The organism is Pediococcus parvulus, from assembly GCF_007990205.1.
Lineage (GTDB): Bacteria > Bacillota > Bacilli > Lactobacillales > Lactobacillaceae > Pediococcus > Pediococcus parvulus.
The window spans coordinates 35,026-52,797 of sequence record NZ_BJWE01000009.1; the positions used below are offsets into that span (position 1 = coordinate 35,026).

The window sequence follows — 17,772 nt, forward strand, 5'->3', positions numbered from 1 at the left end:
CTTATTTTTCCTCCTTAAACTCTTCAGCAATCTGTTTGTATGCAAATTTAGGATCCGCACTTTGAGTAATTGGCCGGCCAACCACAATTCCGTTACTGCCTAGTTTGGCAGCTTGATTAGGTGTTACCACTCGTTTTTGATCTCCATTTTGAGCAGAATTGGGTCGAATTCCGGGGGTGATGCACAAGAAATCCGGATTAACTACCTCACGAATCACCGGCACTTCCAATGCGGAACAAATGACGCCATCCAAACCAGTACTTTCAGCTAGTTTGGCATAATTTTGCACGGATTCTTGCAAAGAAATCGCTATGTGCTGTTGGTTATGTAAAATCTGATCATCAATCGATGTTAACTGAGTAATTGCGAGGAGTTTGGCCGGTGCTTTACCAATTTCTTGAGCTCCTTGCATTAAACCTCTTTTACCGGCCGCCAACATTTCTGACCCACCAGCGGCATGAATAGTAGTCATTTCAACCCCCAGGGCGCCAATCACACGTGCTGCTCGTTCCACTGTATTAGGAATATCATACAACTTTAAATCCAAGAAAACGGTAAATCCCATGGCTTGCACATGTTTAACGATCCTTGGTCCGAAGTGATAAAATACTTCCATTCCGATTTTGACCATCGGCCGCGGATTAACGTCCAACTGTTTTAAAATTGTGTTTACTTGATCTAGATTAGCAACATCTAAAGCCACAATCGGCGAATATTTAATCAAAATGAACCTCCTGCAACTGTTTCAAATTATCAATGCCATAAAAGTCCATCACTATTGGTAACTGGGCGATGATTTTCGGACAACTTAGCGGATCATGGAAATTCGCCGCGCCGACTTCGACCGCACTCGCTCCGGCCATCATCATCTCCAAAACGTCTTCGGCACTCGAAACACCGCCCACCCCAATGATTGGTAACTGACAGGTTTCATGAACTTTATGAATCATGGCTAACGCGATTGGTTTCAAGGCTGGACCTGATAACCCTCCTGTACCATTGGCTAAAGCTGGTTTCCGTGTCTTCAAATCAATACTAAGCCCAGTCAAGGTGTTAATCATGGTCAAACCGGCCGCCCCACCAGCTTCAGCAGCTTTGGCGATCGCCGTCACATCTGTAATATTGGGTGTCAGTTTGACATATAGGGGCACCCGGCTAACCGCTACACATTTCCGTGTCAACTTTTCCACCAGTTTAGGATCCGTTCCCATGGCTAATCCGCCATTTTCAACATTGGGACACGAAATGTTCAACTCAATTGCCTTAATGTTGGGTGATTCGTTTAAACCTTTGACAACCGCAATATACTCGTCTTCACTAAATCCCGCTGCACTGGCGATAATTGGCAATTCGGGAAAATGAGCATCTAGCCAAGGTAGTTTTTCGGCAACAGCTTGTTTAACGCCTACATTTTGTAAACCATTGGCGTTTAACCACCCGGCAGTCGTTTCCGTCGTACGTGGCTTAGGATTGCCGGTACGCGGTTCTATGGTTGTGGACTTCACAACCAGCCCACCAAGAAGATTCAAGTCGAAACGTTGCGCAAATTCTTGACCATACCAACAAGTTCCACTGGCTGGCATCACAGGATTTTTAAGTTCTAAACCAGGTAAACTAACTGCTAATTTATTTTCTGACATTCGATGCAACCTCCGTTTTTAAATGGCTTGAATTAAGTAAGCTTGGCTCTTTAGCATGGTGACAACTGCTGATAAGGTATCTAGTGAGGTCAATACAAGAATCTCATGACTGATTGCTAGCGCTCGAATCTTGGTATCATCATTAACGGACTCCATATTGTCATCCACCGTATTCACGACCAGTTGAATTTTTTGATCTGTTAACAATTGTGCAATTTGCGGTGAATTTTCACTTAACTTCTCGACTCGCTGTTTAACTAACACGCCGCGTTCCGTAAGATACTGAGCAGTTCCTTCTGTCGCGTACAAATTAAAACCGAGCTGAACTAATTGTCGAGCTAATTCAGTTGCTTGGGGCTTTTCAGCATCCCGCACGGTCATCAAGATATTGCCGTGGGCTGGTAAGTGAACCCCACTGGCTTCAAACGCTTTGTACAGTGCCTTTTCAAAGGAACAGTCACTGCCCATCACTTCTCCAGTTGATTTCATTTCCGGTCCTAATAAACTGTCCACGCGGTTTAATTTACTAAAGGAGAAAATCGGTGCTTTGACATGAACCAGTTTGGACGGCGCCTGAATTCCAGTCTCATACCCTAAGTCGGCCAATTTTTGACCCATAATGACTTGCGTTGCTAATTGAGTCATTGGAATTTTAGTCGTCTTACTCAGGAATGGCACAGTCCGGCTGGCGCGTGGATTCACTTCGATAACATAAGCTTGTTCATGATGAATGACAAACTGGACGTTCATCAACCCAAAACAGTTCAAGGAATGAGCTAATTGAATGGTGGCCTGTTCAATTTGTTTAATAACGGTTGTGGATAATGTCTGCGGTGGATAGACGGCCATTGAATCACCAGAGTGAATGCCAGCGCGTTCGATGTGTTCCATAATGCCCGGAATCACAACTGTGTCACCATCACAAATTGCATCAACTTCACACTCCTTACCTACTAAATACCGATCTAATAAAACGGGGTGCTCGTGCGAAACTTCAATTGCTGCATGCATATAATGCTTTAATTCTTCGTTATTATGCACAATTTCCATGGCCCGGCCACCTAACACATAACTTGGTCGTACTAACAACGGATAGCCAATTTTTTCACCAATTGTGAGGGCCTCTTCATTGGTAGTGGCGGTATCGCCATATGGTTGGGGAATTTTAAGTTCTTCAATAATTTGATTAAACTGATCTCGATCTTCAGCACGATTGACGTCTTCGACCGCAGTGCCCAATATTTTGACACCATGATCGGCTAATGGTTTCGCTAGATTGATGGCGGTTTGCCCACCAAACTGAACAATCACTCCGCGTGGCTTTTCCAAATCAGCAACGTTTAAAACATCTTCTAGTGTCAAAGGCTCAAAATAAAGTTTGTCCGAAATTGAGAAGTCCGTTGAAACTGTTTCGGGATTATTATTCATAATGATCGCCCGATAACCAGCAGCTTTTAAAGTTTGAACACAATGCACAGTCGCATAATCAAACTCAATTCCCTGTCCAATCCGAATTGGCCCTGCGCCAATGACCATAACGGTGGGTTGCTCACTTGAATGACTTTCGTTTTCTTCTTCATAGGTACTGTAAAAATAAGGCGTGTGCGATTCAAACTCGGCCGCACACGTATCAACCATTTTGTACACTGGCCAAATTTGTTTAGTTCGACGTAAGGCTCTAATTTCATCAGCTGTTTTATGCCAAGCCTTGCCAATGACGACGTCGGTAAAGCCATTCTGTTTGGCAAGTTTTAACACCGCTAAATCACCGGGATGTTGTTGCAACAGAGTTTCAATTTCTAAAATATGGCTCAATTTATCTAAATAAAATTCATCTATCTTAGTTAATTCATGAATTTCGGCAACCGACCACTGCCGCCGTAAAGCTTCCATGACACAAAACAACCGATCATCGCGAGCTCTGACTAACCGTTCTGTGAGTTCCTGTTCTGTTAGCCTTGTTAATTCTGATGAGCCCATCAAATCGGACCCAATTTCCAACGAACGGACCGCTTTTTGAGTAGCCTCTTCAATGTTACGGCCAATTGCCATGACTTCACCAGTAGCCTTCATCTGGGTGCCCAACAGACGATCCGCATGATTGAACTTATCAAATGGCCAGCGTGGAATCTTACAGACCACATAATCTAAAGCGGGTTCAAATGCTGCATAAGTTGTTTGGGTAATTGGATTTTTAATTTCATCAAGCGTTAAACCTACCGAAATTTCAGCCGCCATCTTTGCTATCGGATAACCGGTTGCTTTTGAAGCCAATGCTGACGAACGGCTCACCCGTGGATTGACTTCAATAATGTAATATTGATAACTGTTGGGATCCAAGGCCAATTGAACGTTGCACCCGCCTTCGATTTTCAATGCTGAAATTAGTTTTAAGGAAACATCCCGTAGCATTTGATATTCACGATCCGACAAAGTTTGCACTGGTGCGTACACAATTGAATCGCCGGTGTGAATGCCCACTGGATCAAAGTTTTCCATTGAACAAACCACCATCGTGTTGTCATTGTGATCCCGCATCACTTCAAACTCAATTTCCTTAAATCCAGCAATACTCTGTTCAATTAAGACTTGCGTAATTGGCGACAAGTCTAACCCGTTCTCAGCAATGGCGGTGAGCCCATCCATGTTTTCAGCAATCCCACCGCCTGTTCCACCCAATGTATACGCTGGTCGAATGATAACGGGAAACCCAATTTTTGCAGAAAAGTCTTGAGCTTCTTTGACGGTCGTTACCGTTAACGATTTGGGTACCGGCTCGTTTAATTTTTGCATCAGCTCTTTGAACTGTTCCCGGTCTTCAGCTTGATTGATCGACTTCAAACTGGTTCCCAAAAGTTCAATGTTAAAATCAGCTAACACACCAGCTTCAGCCAGTTGTTTAGCCATGTTCAATCCCGTTTGACCACCCACCGTTGGTAAAATGGCGTCCGGCCGTTCTTTGCGAATAACCCGACTCACAAATTCCAAAGTCAGTGGTTCGATATAAACTTGGTCGGCAATCTCTGGATCCGTCATAATTGTGGCCGGGTTAGAATTGACGAGGACGACTTCGTAACCTTCCGCCTTTAAAGCTAAACAAGCTTGTGAGCCAGAATAATCAAACTCAGCGGCTTGGCTAATGATGATTGGACCAGAACCGATCACTAAAATTTTGTGAATATCTTGACGTTTAGGCATGTGTGCTGATCCTCCTTTGACGTTGAAAACTGTCGATATTATCTAAAAACTCATCGAAAAGATAACTTGCATCGTGGGGACCGGGGGCGGCATCTGGATGAAACTGAACCGAAAAGGCGGGATATTTTTTATGGCGTAAACCTTCAATAGTTTCATCGTTAATTTCTTGATGAGTCACCAACAAATCGGTTTGCTCAACTGAATCGGCGGCGACCGCGTAGCCATGATTTTGCGCCGTAAAGTCAATCCGATTAGTTGCGATTTCTCGAACAGGATGGTTAAACCCGCGATGCCCAAACTTCATCTTGAACGTATCGGCCCCATTAGCTAAGGCAAACAACTGGTGACCTAAGCAAATTCCAAACAAAGGCACCTGTGTTTCAACTGTGCGAATCATTTCCAAGGCATTCGGCACATTTTTCGGATCACCAGGACCATTACTTAGAAAAACCCCATCAGGTTGGTAATTTAGAACTTGTTTAGCGGTGGCAGTGGCTGGCAAGACCGTGACGTTGCATTGACGCTGAGCAAGTTCGCGTAAAATGCTATGTTTCAAACCGAAATCAATCACCACAATTCGTTTGCCAGAATTGGGGTTCGGGTACGCGTTTTGCGTCGTACTTTGTTCAACCAAGGTAGTCAGTGTTGTTTTCAAACCACCGTGAATAAAGTCCTGCGCTTCTTCCACAGTGTTGACAAGTGCCGCTTTCATGGTACCTTGTGCTCTCACAATTTTGGTTAACTCTCTTGTATCGATCCCAGAGATGCCGGGAATTTGATGCTGTTTCAGAAATTTATCCAGGTTCATTTGACTGCGCCAATTACTAACTTTGCGTGCTAACTCATGGACGACCACCCCCGCTGTTCTTGGTGTGACTGATTCATCATCATCAAAATTGATGCCGTAATTTCCGATTAACGGGTATGTAAACATGAGGATCTCACCGTTATAAGACTGATCGGTGATAGATTCTTGATAGCCAGTCATCCCTGTATTAAAAACCAGTTCACCAGTGCAGCTGACTTCGCCACCAAACGCATTTCCTTCGTAAATACCGCCATCTGCTAATACTAAATATCTTTTTTTAGTCATTATTTGGCTTCCTCCGATATGTCACTTTTCCATCCACTACTGTCAAAACTGTGGTTCCGAAAACTTTTTCACCAAGGAAAGGTGAATTATGTCCCTTTGACAAGAAATTTTTAGCCTCAATTATTTTTTCCTGAGTTAAATCAAAGACCGCAATGTCGGCCAAAGACCCAACTTTAAGTTGTCCCGCTTCGTTTAAGTGAAACAGCCGTTTTGGTGCCCCGCTCATCCAATCGATTAATTTATCCAGCGGCCAAAGACCAGTTTTGACAAATTTCGTATATAACAACTCAAAGGCCGTTTCTGATCCGACAATTCCGTTGGGTGATGCCAAAATTCCTTGTTTTTTCTCGGCATCTGTATGTGGGGCGTGATCCGTAGCAATCATATCAATCGTGCCATCCATCAATCCGGCCACACAAGCTAAGCGATCTTCTGGACTTCGCAGCGGCGGATTCATTTTAAACTGCGATTTTTCATCACCAACAATCATGGAATCGTCTAACAAAAGGTGATGTGGGGTCACTTCACAGGTAACGTTCACACCTTGCGCTTTAGCAAGCCGAATCAAATTGATACTTTCCTTAGTGGACACATGACAAACATGATAATGCACACCTGTATTAGCCGCTAAAACCAAATTACGGGCGATTTGCACAGCTTCGCTAACATTATTCACTCCAGGTACGCCCAACCTTTCAGCAGTCATCCCCGCGTTTAGGACACCGCCATTTGTCAAAGCCATATCCTGCGCATGATCACATAATGGCAAATGTAGTTTGGCAAGTTCTCGCATCGCTTCCAGCATTATGTGGGCATTTTCGATTCCAGAGCCATCGTCGCTAAATGCGAATGCCCCGGCCTTTGCCAGTTGACCAAAATTGACTACAAACTGGCCTGCACGATTTTTGGTAACGGGCGCATACTGTTTAATTTTGATTGGGGTTTGCCTGTTAAGTTCTAATTGCCGTTTGAAACGTTCTTCAGTATCTGGAGTTGGATTCAGATTTGCCATCGCTCCAATTGTCGTGAAGCCCCCATGTAAAGCCGCCATCCCACCCGTTTTAACGGTCTCTTTATTGGTAAAACCGGGTTCGCGTAAGTGCACATGAAGGTCAATCAAACCAGGAGAAATAAAATCTTGATGTAACTCAATCACTTCATCTGCTTCGGTTGTCGAGCCGTTAAGTTCTTGAATGTGGTTATTTGCAATCAAAACTGTGAGTGGTTGCAACTTATAATCGATCAACCCAAATCCATTTTTTAATAACAGTGTCATCCCAACTCAGCTCCTACAAAAGTTTTTGGTAGCGCAAGATACTACTTAAAATGGCCATTCGAACAAACACCCCATTTTTCATTTGGGTAAAAATTTTTGAATGGTGGCTTTCAACTAAGTCATCATCAATTTCAACACCCCGATTAACTGGGGCCGGATGTAAAATAATGGCATCAGATTTCATTTTCTGAATGCGGCTTGCGGTAATGCCAAACTTGTCGCGATAGGTGTGCTCGTCAAAATCACTATTTGCGCTTCCTGAAAGCCGTTCATGTTGCACCCTCAAGATGTTAATCACATCCATGTGAGGTAAAAGTTCTTCAAAGTCACCAAACTTGCCATATCTTTCTAGCTTCGCATCAAACCACTTTTCAGGACCGGAAAAGTAAACCTCGGCGCCTAATCGGGAAAGCATTTCTGCATTGGATCTTGCTACTCGAGAATGGAAAATGTCCCCATTGATCAACACTTTTAAACCTTTAACGTGCCCAAATTGCTCCTGAATGGTCATCATATCCAACAAACACTGGGAAGGGTGTTGCCCGGAACCATCGCCGGCATTGGCAATTCCAATTTTCAAGTTAGGATTCTCAACTAAATCTTGATAATACTCATTTTTGGGATGGCGAATCACCGCAATGTTGACGCCAATTTCTTCAATTGTTCGCAAGGTGTCATATAAACTTTCACCCTTATTTACAGAACTCGTTGCGGCGTTGAAGTCCAAGACCTGCATCCCTAGTTTTTTCTCCGCCATTTGAAAACTGGTTTTGGTTCTGGTGGAATCTTCAAAAAATAAATTCATCGCATACGCTGGCTTTAGTAACTGTACCTGTTTACCAGCTTTAAAATCTTGAGCTTCATGAATTAAATCTACGGCCTCATCTGCGGTTAACTGATCGATTGAAACTAAATTTGCTTGTATTTGTTCTGCCATGGTGTTTCTCCCTTTCATTTCACAAAAAAAGCACTTAGTTAATCGTTTTCTGATTAACTAGGTGCGCTAGCTTGTTGCGTGTAGACCCCTTGCGAAAAGTTTTTGCAAAGACTTTACTGCACCGTTTTGTTCTCTCAGGAAACATTTAAATGGTTCAGTGACATTATTTAATTTTAAAAAAGATCCCTTAGCCGTTCAGCCAAGGGATCTTCCTGTTACTTTCATCGGAATCCTTCTTGGTCTCTCGGACTAAGTTAAAGGTCTTTTGTGTTGTGATTACAATAGTCTTAAACTTGGCGGATGTCAACCTGGATTCTGCAAATGTCAGATTGAAACTTTACTTGGCAATGGTTTTATATTTTGTTTCGTTGCGACGTTGGCACAAGAGTGTGGGGCGCTACAGAGATAAATCGCCAAGTCGCATCGATACACTCTTTGCGTCAACCTCTCCACTAGCATAAGTCGGATATTTCTAAAAACATCAAGTAGGCCCTAAACCAAAATGAATGTAACTTGTCCCAGAATTACTGACTAAATGTCGTACCAAAGATATCTGCTTCACATAACTAGGTTGGTTACTATCTCTAAAGACCCTTTACACATAATTGTTCAAATTAAACCGTACTTCATCTAACATTACGCTTTGCTTTTGTTATACTTATTTGTGGAGCAATTAATTGATATCCATGAAATTCACTAGTCCATTTAAATTATGGATAAATTGTTATACTCTCTGGAGGAGTTAAGAATGAAAAAAAGAAATATTAGTTTGGCTTTGCTATTAGCATTAGTCTTTGTAGTGTTGTTTCCTACTAACGCGCAAGCATCAAAATATTTAAGCGGTAACTCTTATGCTAAAGAAGCAAAAACACATGTTATTGCTAAAAAGACCGTTAAAGTTTATAAAGTAAAGACTGGCACTTATGAAGCAAAAAACATCGCCTACAACTATGGCACCATCAAACGAGGTACAGCATTTTATAGATCTGGATATTTAATGAGTACCGGGGGCTATATAGTTAAATCCGGAAAATATTACCATAATAGCCGCACTTTTTTCATTGTTCCCCAAACTAATGCTAACTGGTGCACAAAATATAGCCGTAATTTTTTAATTTGGAACAAGTCAATGAAATTATTTAACACCAAACGAAAAACTAGTAATGCTTGGATTTATTCCAAGCCTGGTGGTAAAAAGCTACATTACCTAAAGAATTATCCCAGAACAATTTGGATTGCAACTAGGCACGAAAAAATTGAAAGTGGCGCAATTTATTACTATGTACACTCCAAACATGGCAGTGCTAAAGGTTGGGTATGGCGCGGAAACGTTAAACGTATCTAGTTCTGCTTTCCACTCTGGTGACTGGCTCTGGTTCGATTCCGGTTGTGGAAATCTAAAAGATTAAATCGTTAAAAGAAAAGAATTACAATTCAACCTTACCCGCAAGAATCAACAAGGAGAACATCATGTTTAAAAATGCTGACCTACTCTTTCTACAAAGTATTCCCGATGAGCTTTCTCAGGCCATTGTAGATAGCACTGTATCTTTAACAAGTGATATTTATGATCACGTTGCGCTGGTTGAAGTAACAACTGACAACCAAATTTTCATTCTCCACACCTTGCCTTCAACTGGCAGCATCCGTGAGCCTTATTCCACTTTTAAAACTCGAAATTGGGCTCACATCGACTTGTTTCGTGCCAATCAAAAAATCAACGCGCCACAAATCATTCAACAAGCCAAACAACTTTTGAATCAACCTTATAATGCCAGCTATATTCCTGGTGAGCAAGGCTACTACTGTGCTGATTTCATATACTATGCCTTTGAAAACAACCAAATTTTCAAACTGATTCCCATGAATTTTTCTGACCAAACGACTGGGGCTGTTTTGACCTATTGGTTAGATTATTATTCCAAACTCGCTTTATCAGTGCCAAACGATCAACCAGGACTAAACCCCAATACCATGCTTCATCAGCAAGTCCTTCATCAAATTAGTCGTCTGAAATAAAAAGAACGTCTTGGAAATAATATTCAGGAAATATAAATGAGGCCCCAACAAAAACAATTTTTGTTGGGGCCTCATTATTTGCTATTTTTCAACTTGCGCTGCAGGTTCGCCAGCCAACAACCATTCCAAACGTTTCTTTTCGTTTGCTTTCCAGGCCGCACTGCGATCAACATCGACTGCTAATGGCTTACCAGCTTTCAATGCTGCCAATTGAGTTTCGTCAGAAGCTTGATTTAAATCATTCTTGTGACTCGTTTTGATGATTGTGCACAGCCGATTGCCATCAGAAGCTGGGCGACCATAATCATTAAACGTACCACAAACTCGAAACGCGGGCAGTTTGGAGACCAACTCTTGTGGCGTAATGTCGCGATCAAAATAATCTTTGACCATTGCCATGATTAACAGATCCATGTTGCGCTCATCAAAGGAAATATTTCGCTGGTCATCAACATTAAATACATCACGATCATACGCAAAATCTGGGGACTGTTTCATGGCATTACTCTTGGCTTCAAGCGCTGGAAAACCACTCTGCAAAATGTAATAACAATTATTATCCATGTCAGTCGCTTCTGTCAGTTGAACCGAGTTTTCTGACGAACGGTTACCGACACTCTCCAAAAATTCGGCGCCAATCGCTGTGATTTTAAACGCATCCTTGAATAATTCTTCCAACCACTCTTTTGCCTGGGTCACATCGGACAAATACTTCGATTTATCTTGCCAATATTGGTCATTTGAATAGTCTTCACCAAGTTTAAATTGCTTATATAGTTTCGACCATGAGTTAATGGTATCGATCGTTGGCACAAGGGTAACTTTAGTATAATTTGATTTTTGAACATTATTATCTAAAAAAGTTCCTGCTGCATAATTGCCATTAAATTTTAAATAATCAGCACGTTTTTTCCCAAATATTTCACTATCAGCCATATAGAATTTCCTTTCTGTTTCAGCAATGTTTATGTTTTCACGTTACCCGAAATTTAAATCGATTACAAGCGACTTATCAATATTTATCAAAAACTCACTTTTTCAAGCACAAATCGCCTAACTTTTGACCAACTGACTACCTTAGAACACTACGTCTATGTTCCCAGTTCAACAAGCTTGAAAGGGTTTACTTTTTCTGTTATTTATAATAGAATTTATGTGTCTAGGAAACAAAATTTGACATAATACAAGGAGAGAAAAATATGATTGCAATCAATTCACCACAGAAACAAGACGATATTACCAAACTTTTAACTGAATCCGATGGCGATTTCAAATACGAATTCGTTAAGAAAACAGGTATGAAGCTTGAATTCAAAGTCACCCCAGATGACTCAGCAGCTGCCGCAAAAGAAGCTAAGAGCTTAATCAAAGGTCAGCCATGGGGCTCAGTTTTATTTTTCCAAGTTCTTGCTGAATAAAATTTCCGTTTATATAAAAGGAAACTAACCACTTTATTCATTAAAAATGGTCAGTTTCTTTTTTTATTCAGTAATAATCTTCAAACCTAAGTCGATAATTTTGAAAAAAGACTGCCAAACTAGCATTAATACGAATAAAAATACTCTTATTTGAGCTTAATTCACTTTCGAAATAACAGAAAAATTTCATTCTGATTTATTTTTTTACTAAGCTACGCAAGAATTCTGCCTGAGCATGGTTAGCTTTCGCCGCCACATTATCCCGCTGATTCAACTGAAAAACATGTTCCCTAGGTTCTTCTTCAGTACCATAAACCCGAAATTCATGGGTAATCCCCCGGTCAATCAAAAATTGATCAAACCGAATTCCTTCATCATGCAAAAAATCATGATTTGCGGTCATAACAAATACAGATGGGAATTTTTCGGTCACAAAGTTTTCCGTATGCAGCTCCCGATCATATTTCTTTAACACTGCCGGCGTGTAATAGGCACTCATCATGCTATTTTCAGGCACCGCCCCAGCGCGTTTAATGAAATAAAAGCCACTATTCAAACAGCTACCCCGAATTTGAAGCTTGCCACTATCTGCTAAGCCTAAGGATTTTCGATAATCTTCATTTGAATACGCCGTTAAATATTGTTCGGCCAGCGTACCGCCTGCACTATCACCAATAATAAATACGTTATTCGTATCCAAATGATAGGCTTCACCGTGTTCAGAAACCCATTTGCCAATTAAAGCTGTATCTCGGAGTGCTCCTGGAAATGGGGTGTTAGGTGCCAAACGATAATTAAAGTTCACTACGCCGAAGCCTGCTCGTGCCCATCCCAAACAATAGTGTTGGTACAGTTCTTTAGATCCGTAGACATTTCCACCACCATGAATATCAATAATAACAGGCACATTTTCCGTAATGCCTTTTGGTGTGTAAACATCCAACAGGTTCTCCACACCGGCGGGACCATAGCTCAGATTGTCGTACCGCGTCACATCAGGAAATTGAGTGGGTAGTCCAGCATCCCTTTTTTGATCATTTGCTCGCCATTCGTCCGTTGTTTGCTTGATTGCATTTAAAATTAATTGAGTTGATTCTGCCATTGTGAGGCTTCCCTTCAAAACTTTAATTTACTTATTGGTACACCTCATTTTAGCACCAAATTGCAGCGCTTTCACGAAACAAAAAAGCTCAACAACTTTTCTGCGTTACTTACCTATCTAGAAAAGTTAAAGAGCTTTAAATCGCCACAGAAAAGCTTATTTAATTTCAGGAGTCCCTTTTTCCACAGCTTCAATGAGGGCATCCATTTTATCAGGCTCTTCCTCACAATCAAAAATAGCACCGTGATAAATACCTCGGATTGGATCATCCACATCCATATACCGAGTACCAAACTTTTTCACGGTATATTTACCGTCCGGCTCCATCAAAAAGATTGCACAACCATCCGCTTCTTTGTACCCATCACGCGTAAATGTCACAGGAAATGTGCATTCTCTAAACTGATATTTAATGCCATCAGTACGTGGATGCGTCCGCATTTTGATTTCAGACAAAAGATTTTCAACAATTCCATCAAAAGTCATAATTTATAAACTCCCTTTTCAGTAACTACTTATCCTTTTAAAGTCTAGCACAGCCATGTGATAATACCTAAATAAATTTCTGGAAACAAAAAAATCTCCAAAAAATTCGTAACAGTCATAGTTTTTACTGTTGAAATTCAGAGATTTTCCTGTGTTTTAAATCTTAGATTAAATTATTTAACAACATAAGCACCCTTCAAGAAAGTGCCACCGTCAGTGGTTGTTGCGGCATCCTTTACCTTAGGATTATGCAAGAATGTTGAAGCTCCCTGATCAATCATGGCTACACCTTGTTGTTTCATCAAGATCTTTTCAGCCTTTACATAATCATCATAACGAGCTTGACTATTAGTTGCATCGGTTGTAATGGCAGCCTTCATATCCTTATCAAAACTCTTATTACTAAATGATCCAAAGTTATAAGGATTTCCAGTTTGTTCAAGCTGCAAAACATCCATCAAATCAAGAAAATCTGGACTCCAACCGGTCAACGCCATGTCAAACCCTTTATGACTCGACATCTTTGTGATTGCTGATTTCTTTGGCAAGGTAGTTTCTTTCACATCCGCACCTTTCAGAGTTTGATTGATTTCACTTTGCATATATTCAGCAACCTGTGAATTGGATCCTTCATCCCAGCACATCAAATTGATCGTCAATTTAGTTTTTCCAAGTTGTTTCATTCCTTTAGCCCAATACTTTTTGGCAAGCTTCTTGTTTTGAGTAACCGAATTGGCAACTGATGCATCAGTTGCAAAATCCTTGCCAGTCTTTGGATTTTCAGTCAATTTAGATGGTACAAAACCTTTAGGGGTAATAGAACCATCGGCAAGAACCTTGCTGGTAACCTGTTTACGATTCAGCACAAGCGAGATTGCTTTTCGAATATTGATATTTTGCATTGCCTTATTCTTAAAGTTGTAAACTGCATAGGACATGGAATTTGCCAGTGTTGAATAAAAATCTTTATTATTCTTTTCTTGAGTGGCTTGCTCACCTGACAAAGAAATGTCATCCAACTTCTTAACTTGATACAAATTCAATGCCGTGCTGGAATTTTGAACAACCTGCATGTTAACCGTGGTCAAATGAACAGATTTTTTATCCCAGTATTTTTTATTTTTCTTCAGTTTCCAAGTTAAATTGCTACCCGTCCACCCTTTTTGAACAAAGGGCCCATTGTAAACTGTGGTTGTACTGGAAGTCCCATAAGATTTACCATACTTTTCGACCGCCTTTTTATCCTGGGGGTAAAAAGCAGGTAGTGCCGTCATCTGTTTCAAATATGGTGCTGGTTTAACTAAAGTAACTTTGAAAGTTGTCTTGTTGATTGCTTTGACACCCAAAGTTTTGGGATTCTTTTTGCCTGCTGTAATTGCATCAGCATTCTTGATTGGCGCAAACAGAAAGGCATTTGGGGCCTTCGTTTTTGGATTAACACTTCTTTGCCAACCATAGACGAAGTTTTGTGCGGTGACGGGATCGCCATTGCTCCACTTCATCCCTTTATGTATTGTAAATGTATACGTCATGCCATCCTTGCTAACCTTTGTTTTGGTGGCCGCTTCAGCAACCAACTTACCGGCTTTATTGGGATGGTAAAGTCCTTCATTTGTATTTTCAATTTGTGTCAGTGAGGTAGAGTCATCCGCGAGGGACGGATCCATCGTTTCCACCTCAGTACTAGCCATCAAATTATAACTTTGTTTAGTCGCATAATCATGGGTTCCTGCACTTGCACTTTTACTCCCGCAGCCTGCCAACATCGTAGCGGCCACCAGAAACAAAGCTGAAACTTTCAATTTTTTATCCATACAATTCGCTCTCTTTTTTCTCAATAAATAAAAAAATGCCCGCTATACTTCTTTACGAAGCACAGCGAGCAACCTAATTATCCTCTTATGACGATACTAAAAAATTATTAGCTAAGGATTGAAGTCGCAGAACCGTGCGCTTTAATTAATAAGCTAATAATGACTAAATTACTTAAAATTGCTTTAACAAAACTGGTCATGTGACTTCACCCCTTTCGACTTGATGATGCTTATTATAGGAGTTGTAAATTAAAAGTAAACATATTTTTTAATTTAGTTTTAATGAAGCAACTCCGACCATGCATGTACGCCTAAACTTTTTTAACATCCGCTCCTGTATAGTAGCTTCCATTAGGACGATTAATCCCAAAACTGACCAAATTTATCCACGAGCAAGGTAAAAAAGTCCCACTCCGTTTGTTTTGGCGAACTGGCTAAAGGTAAAAGCGCTGTTTCGATTAATAAGGCATCTTTCCTGACACTTGGTGAATAACGACCCACATGGTACCAGTAACGATTGTTATGTGTAAATCCTTGCAGTTGATTCACAATCAATAGACCTATCGTGGTCGAGTGAACCGCCAATTTACCTAATAAATAGTAGGCTAACGGATTGTCAGCCACAATTGCTGTAAGGTCCATAAAAGTAATCTTTTTCTCAGCTGGAGCCTTGGCTAGAAATGAATCCTCATAACATTTTTCACCTAACTCAGTATGTTTGGCTTCTAATTCTAAGAGCATTGGGTCAACAATTGCATCCAAACTAACCACTTGTTTTTTTGTGGGTTCTAGCCAGTATTCACACAAAAGTTTGGAATTCCAATTTACAATTTTCCAATCTGGTTTTTGCGTTTCAACTAATTGATCTAGATGAGTTAGTACCCTTTCGTTATTGCCGTTCCACACATCAAAACGAGTGCTAGAATCATCTGTATCATGATTGTCAGCCCCTTGTTTTTCCTGCAGTTCTTCATTAAGTTGCTTTATATTCTCCGTAAACGCAGGATCACTAGTTTGGATATCAAGTTCTACACTGGTTTCAATGGTAACTGCCGCCATAAACTGTTGTTCCAATTCACTTAAATTTTGAGTAGTTACCCATTTCACAATTAAATATAAGCTGACACTTTTTAACACAAAGCTGGCGTCAAAATAGGCATGTCTGTATTTTAAAAATAAATACGCTTGATGCCATTGCGCTTGCGTTAAATTTGGGAAATCGGTTTGAATCAAGCGCATGATTTCTCGACGCCCTCTTAAACTGCCATGATCCGGAATCAAATCAACTTGAAAATCTTTTTTGAAAAAATTTTCAACAACATTGTTCATGGCTATCGTTAAGTCAGGTTTGTTTTCAACTTTTGTCATAAATATGGAGGGATCACCCTTGAACCGTGTTGGTCTTCGTGTCATGAAAAGTTTCCTCATTTCTTTTTGAATGTGTTCATTTACTTTTTTATGTAGCCAACCATCATACCACTTATGTGTGTGCTTAAACACATAATTAGTCATTTCATTCGAAATTTATCTTGCACTTAGCTAAATACGCCAAAATCATATTTTTAATTTAAAATACTCAAAAATCACTAACAGACAATGCTTCACTCCAATTAACGTTGCATTCTGTTTCAAACATCCAATGTTTTATTCAAATTATGCGCACAAAAAAAGTAGCATCCGCAAAGACACTACCATCATTCTTTTAACATAACGTCATTTTATTCTCAATGCCGTTTCTAGCCATTATAGAATTCGTCAACCCTTTGTTCCATTAACCAATCCGGGACATTGGCAATTTGCGCGGCAGTATGGCCGATGATGTTCAACCGGGCATACGGAAATAGTGCCCCAGCGTTGCGTTCCCCAACCTCATTAAGGAGATCCCGATTATAGGTAGTTGCGAAGTCAATATCTCTTTCCAACAAATCATTAGGTAACAACAACTTAGCAGCTATTTTTTCATCAGTCCATTTGTTTAAGGCACCTTGATTTTGCGAGAAGTCGGGCACATATTCAGCGTCACCAAGAATATAGTTTGCCATGCCTTTTGCTGCATACCAAGCTTTATCCTGGATACTGGCATGGCGCGCGGAAACGATGAGCACATCGATATCACTTTTTTTCGTGCGATATAACTTAAAGTCAGTTCGCAGTTCACTACTATAGTCTAATCGAAGCCCCAGCGATGATGCCAAATCTATCAAATTAACAGCCGTAAATCGATTTTCTTGAATATAGTGACCAATATAGTCTGCCATAATCGGAAAGTCACGGATAATTTCCCAATACATATACTTTCCATATTCAGGTTCCAATTTCTGATGATTTGAAGCAGGTTCCTCGTCTTGTTCATTTTCCAGATCATCGTTTTGGATCAATTTATCTTCACTCATCGCAATTATCTCCTTAGATTGATGTGGCTTGGCTTGACAACATCATTATGTTATCACTGTACTGTGCCATAATATGGCAATCTGAGATGAGAAAGAAAAAAAGATTTGATAATTTTTGATTCACACAAATTTATTTTAAAAATATCTGTTTTCTATTGAAAAAGATCAAATTATTTTAGTTATATATCTTCATCGCCAAATTATGTCGTTGGCATTATGTATAATAACCGTGTACTGTAAATAGAGCTTCACTTAGTACCACACATTTGCTGATAACATCAAGAAAGGAGAAAGACATGCCTTGCACAGGCATGAGAAAACTAAAGTAACAAACTTGGTTACATATTAATTTACGAGCTCTATCATAACATTCAAAAAAAACTAAATTAGCGATTG

At 40.3% G+C, this 17,772-nt stretch carries 16 protein-coding genes; 3 read left to right on the forward strand and 13 right to left on the reverse strand.

Annotated features, from left to right (window positions below; all coding sequences use genetic code 11):
• Nucleotide 1: 1 nt before the first annotated feature.
• From pyrF to PPA04_RS03530, 6 genes are read right to left on the reverse strand one after another with little or no spacing between them, the layout of a single operon-like run.
• Nucleotides 2–724 (reverse strand): orotidine-5'-phosphate decarboxylase, encoded by a 723-nt coding sequence (pyrF, locus tag PPA04_RS03505; protein WP_057783325.1) that lies wholly within the window; start codon nt 722–724, stop codon nt 2–4.
• Nucleotides 717–1,640 (reverse strand): dihydroorotate dehydrogenase, encoded by a 924-nt coding sequence (locus tag PPA04_RS03510; RefSeq protein ID WP_057783327.1) that lies wholly within the window; start codon nt 1,638–1,640, stop codon nt 717–719. The genes pyrF and PPA04_RS03510 overlap by 8 nt, the downstream gene beginning before the upstream one ends.
• 18 nt (nt 1,641–1,658) lie before the next feature.
• Nucleotides 1,659–4,838: a carbamoyl-phosphate synthase large subunit gene (gene carB, locus PPA04_RS03515; RefSeq protein ID WP_057783329.1), complete on the reverse strand. Its 3,180-nt coding sequence runs from the start codon at nt 4,836–4,838 to the stop codon at nt 1,659–1,661.
• Complete coding sequence (locus PPA04_RS03520; protein ID WP_057783331.1) at nt 4,831–5,931, reverse strand: carbamoyl phosphate synthase small subunit; 1,101 nt, start codon at nt 5,929–5,931, stop codon at nt 4,831–4,833. Before PPA04_RS03520 ends, carB begins: the two co-directional genes overlap by 8 nt.
• A complete protein-coding gene (locus PPA04_RS03525; RefSeq protein ID WP_057783333.1) occupies nt 5,924–7,207 on the reverse strand; it encodes a dihydroorotase in 1,284 nt (427 codons plus the stop codon). The genes PPA04_RS03520 and PPA04_RS03525 overlap by 8 nt, the downstream gene beginning before the upstream one ends.
• 13 nt (nt 7,208–7,220) lie before the next feature.
• Complete coding sequence (locus PPA04_RS03530; protein WP_057783335.1) at nt 7,221–8,144, reverse strand: aspartate carbamoyltransferase catalytic subunit; 924 nt, start codon at nt 8,142–8,144, stop codon at nt 7,221–7,223.
• Nucleotides 8,145–8,892: 748 nt separating this feature from the next.
• Between PPA04_RS03530 and PPA04_RS03535 the strand changes: the two genes are divergently transcribed.
• Together PPA04_RS03535 and PPA04_RS03540 are read left to right on the forward strand one after the other, a co-directional pair.
• Nucleotides 8,893–9,489 (forward strand): hypothetical protein, encoded by a 597-nt coding sequence (locus PPA04_RS03535; protein WP_057783337.1) that lies wholly within the window; start codon nt 8,893–8,895, stop codon nt 9,487–9,489.
• A gap of 125 nt (nt 9,490–9,614) precedes the next feature.
• A complete protein-coding gene (locus PPA04_RS03540; RefSeq protein WP_057783339.1) occupies nt 9,615–10,163 on the forward strand; it encodes a YiiX/YebB-like N1pC/P60 family cysteine hydrolase in 549 nt (182 codons plus the stop codon).
• 81 nt (nt 10,164–10,244) lie between these two features.
• On the opposite strand, the gene PPA04_RS03545 is transcribed toward PPA04_RS03540, so the two are convergent.
• A complete protein-coding gene (locus PPA04_RS03545; RefSeq protein WP_057783341.1) occupies nt 10,245–11,099 on the reverse strand; it encodes a hypothetical protein in 855 nt (284 codons plus the stop codon).
• A gap of 263 nt (nt 11,100–11,362) precedes the next feature.
• Here PPA04_RS03545 and PPA04_RS03550 point away from each other — a divergent pair, with 263 nt between their 5' ends.
• Complete coding sequence (locus PPA04_RS03550; protein WP_057783342.1) at nt 11,363–11,581, forward strand: hypothetical protein; 219 nt, start codon at nt 11,363–11,365, stop codon at nt 11,579–11,581.
• Nucleotides 11,582–11,777: 196 nt separating this feature from the next.
• Here the strand turns inward: PPA04_RS03550 and PPA04_RS03555 are convergent, their stop codons facing one another.
• The 6 genes from PPA04_RS03555 to PPA04_RS09640 all read right to left on the reverse strand — a co-directional run.
• Nucleotides 11,778–12,683 (reverse strand): alpha/beta hydrolase, encoded by a 906-nt coding sequence (locus tag PPA04_RS03555; protein WP_057783345.1) that lies wholly within the window; start codon nt 12,681–12,683, stop codon nt 11,778–11,780.
• 156 nt (nt 12,684–12,839) lie between these two features.
• Nucleotides 12,840–13,169: a hypothetical protein gene (locus PPA04_RS03560; protein ID WP_057783347.1), complete on the reverse strand. Its 330-nt coding sequence runs from the start codon at nt 13,167–13,169 to the stop codon at nt 12,840–12,842.
• Between the two features lie 173 nt (nt 13,170–13,342).
• On the reverse strand, nt 13,343–14,983 hold the full coding sequence (locus tag PPA04_RS03565) for a peptide ABC transporter substrate-binding protein (RefSeq protein WP_057783349.1): 1,641 nt from the start codon (nt 14,981–14,983) through the stop codon (nt 13,343–13,345).
• Nucleotides 14,984–15,343: 360 nt separating this feature from the next.
• A complete protein-coding gene (locus tag PPA04_RS03570; protein ID WP_057783351.1) occupies nt 15,344–16,396 on the reverse strand; it encodes a hypothetical protein in 1,053 nt (350 codons plus the stop codon).
• Between the two features lie 323 nt (nt 16,397–16,719).
• A complete protein-coding gene (locus PPA04_RS03575; RefSeq protein ID WP_057783352.1) occupies nt 16,720–17,376 on the reverse strand; it encodes a hypothetical protein in 657 nt (218 codons plus the stop codon).
• Between the two features lie 214 nt (nt 17,377–17,590).
• Nucleotides 17,591–17,772 (reverse strand): hypothetical protein (locus PPA04_RS09640; RefSeq protein ID WP_222591701.1); only part of this gene is annotated, 182 nt, incomplete at its 5' end.

Coding starts and splice junctions, on each gene's coding strand:
- PPA04_RS03570 (WP_057783351.1), bottom strand. CDS start 16,396: ATGACACGAAGACCAACACGGTTCAAGGGTGATCCCTCCATATTTATG.
- PPA04_RS03530 (WP_057783335.1), bottom strand. CDS start 8,144: ATGGCAGAACAAATACAAGCAAATTTAGTTTCAATCGATCAGTTAACC.
- PPA04_RS03520 (WP_057783331.1), bottom strand. CDS start 5,931: ATGACTAAAAAAAGATATTTAGTATTAGCAGATGGCGGTATTTACGAA.
- PPA04_RS03545 (WP_057783341.1), bottom strand. CDS start 11,099: ATGGCTGATAGTGAAATATTTGGGAAAAAACGTGCTGATTATTTAAAA.
- PPA04_RS03550 (WP_057783342.1), top strand. CDS start 11,363: ATGATTGCAATCAATTCACCACAGAAACAAGACGATATTACCAAACTT.
- PPA04_RS03525 (WP_057783333.1), bottom strand. CDS start 7,207: ATGACACTGTTATTAAAAAATGGATTTGGGTTGATCGATTATAAGTTG.
- PPA04_RS03510 (WP_057783327.1), bottom strand. CDS start 1,640: ATGTCAGAAAATAAATTAGCAGTTAGTTTACCTGGTTTAGAACTTAAA.
- PPA04_RS03565 (WP_057783349.1), bottom strand. CDS start 14,983: ATGGATAAAAAATTGAAAGTTTCAGCTTTGTTTCTGGTGGCCGCTACG.
- PPA04_RS03540 (WP_057783339.1), top strand. CDS start 9,615: ATGTTTAAAAATGCTGACCTACTCTTTCTACAAAGTATTCCCGATGAG.
- PPA04_RS03535 (WP_057783337.1), top strand. CDS start 8,893: ATGAAAAAAAGAAATATTAGTTTGGCTTTGCTATTAGCATTAGTCTTT.
- carB (WP_057783329.1), bottom strand. CDS start 4,838: ATGCCTAAACGTCAAGATATTCACAAAATTTTAGTGATCGGTTCTGGT.
- PPA04_RS03575 (WP_057783352.1), bottom strand. CDS start 17,376: ATGAGTGAAGATAAATTGATCCAAAACGATGATCTGGAAAATGAACAA.
- PPA04_RS03555 (WP_057783345.1), bottom strand. CDS start 12,683: ATGGCAGAATCAACTCAATTAATTTTAAATGCAATCAAGCAAACAACG.
- PPA04_RS03560 (WP_057783347.1), bottom strand. CDS start 13,169: ATGACTTTTGATGGAATTGTTGAAAATCTTTTGTCTGAAATCAAAATG.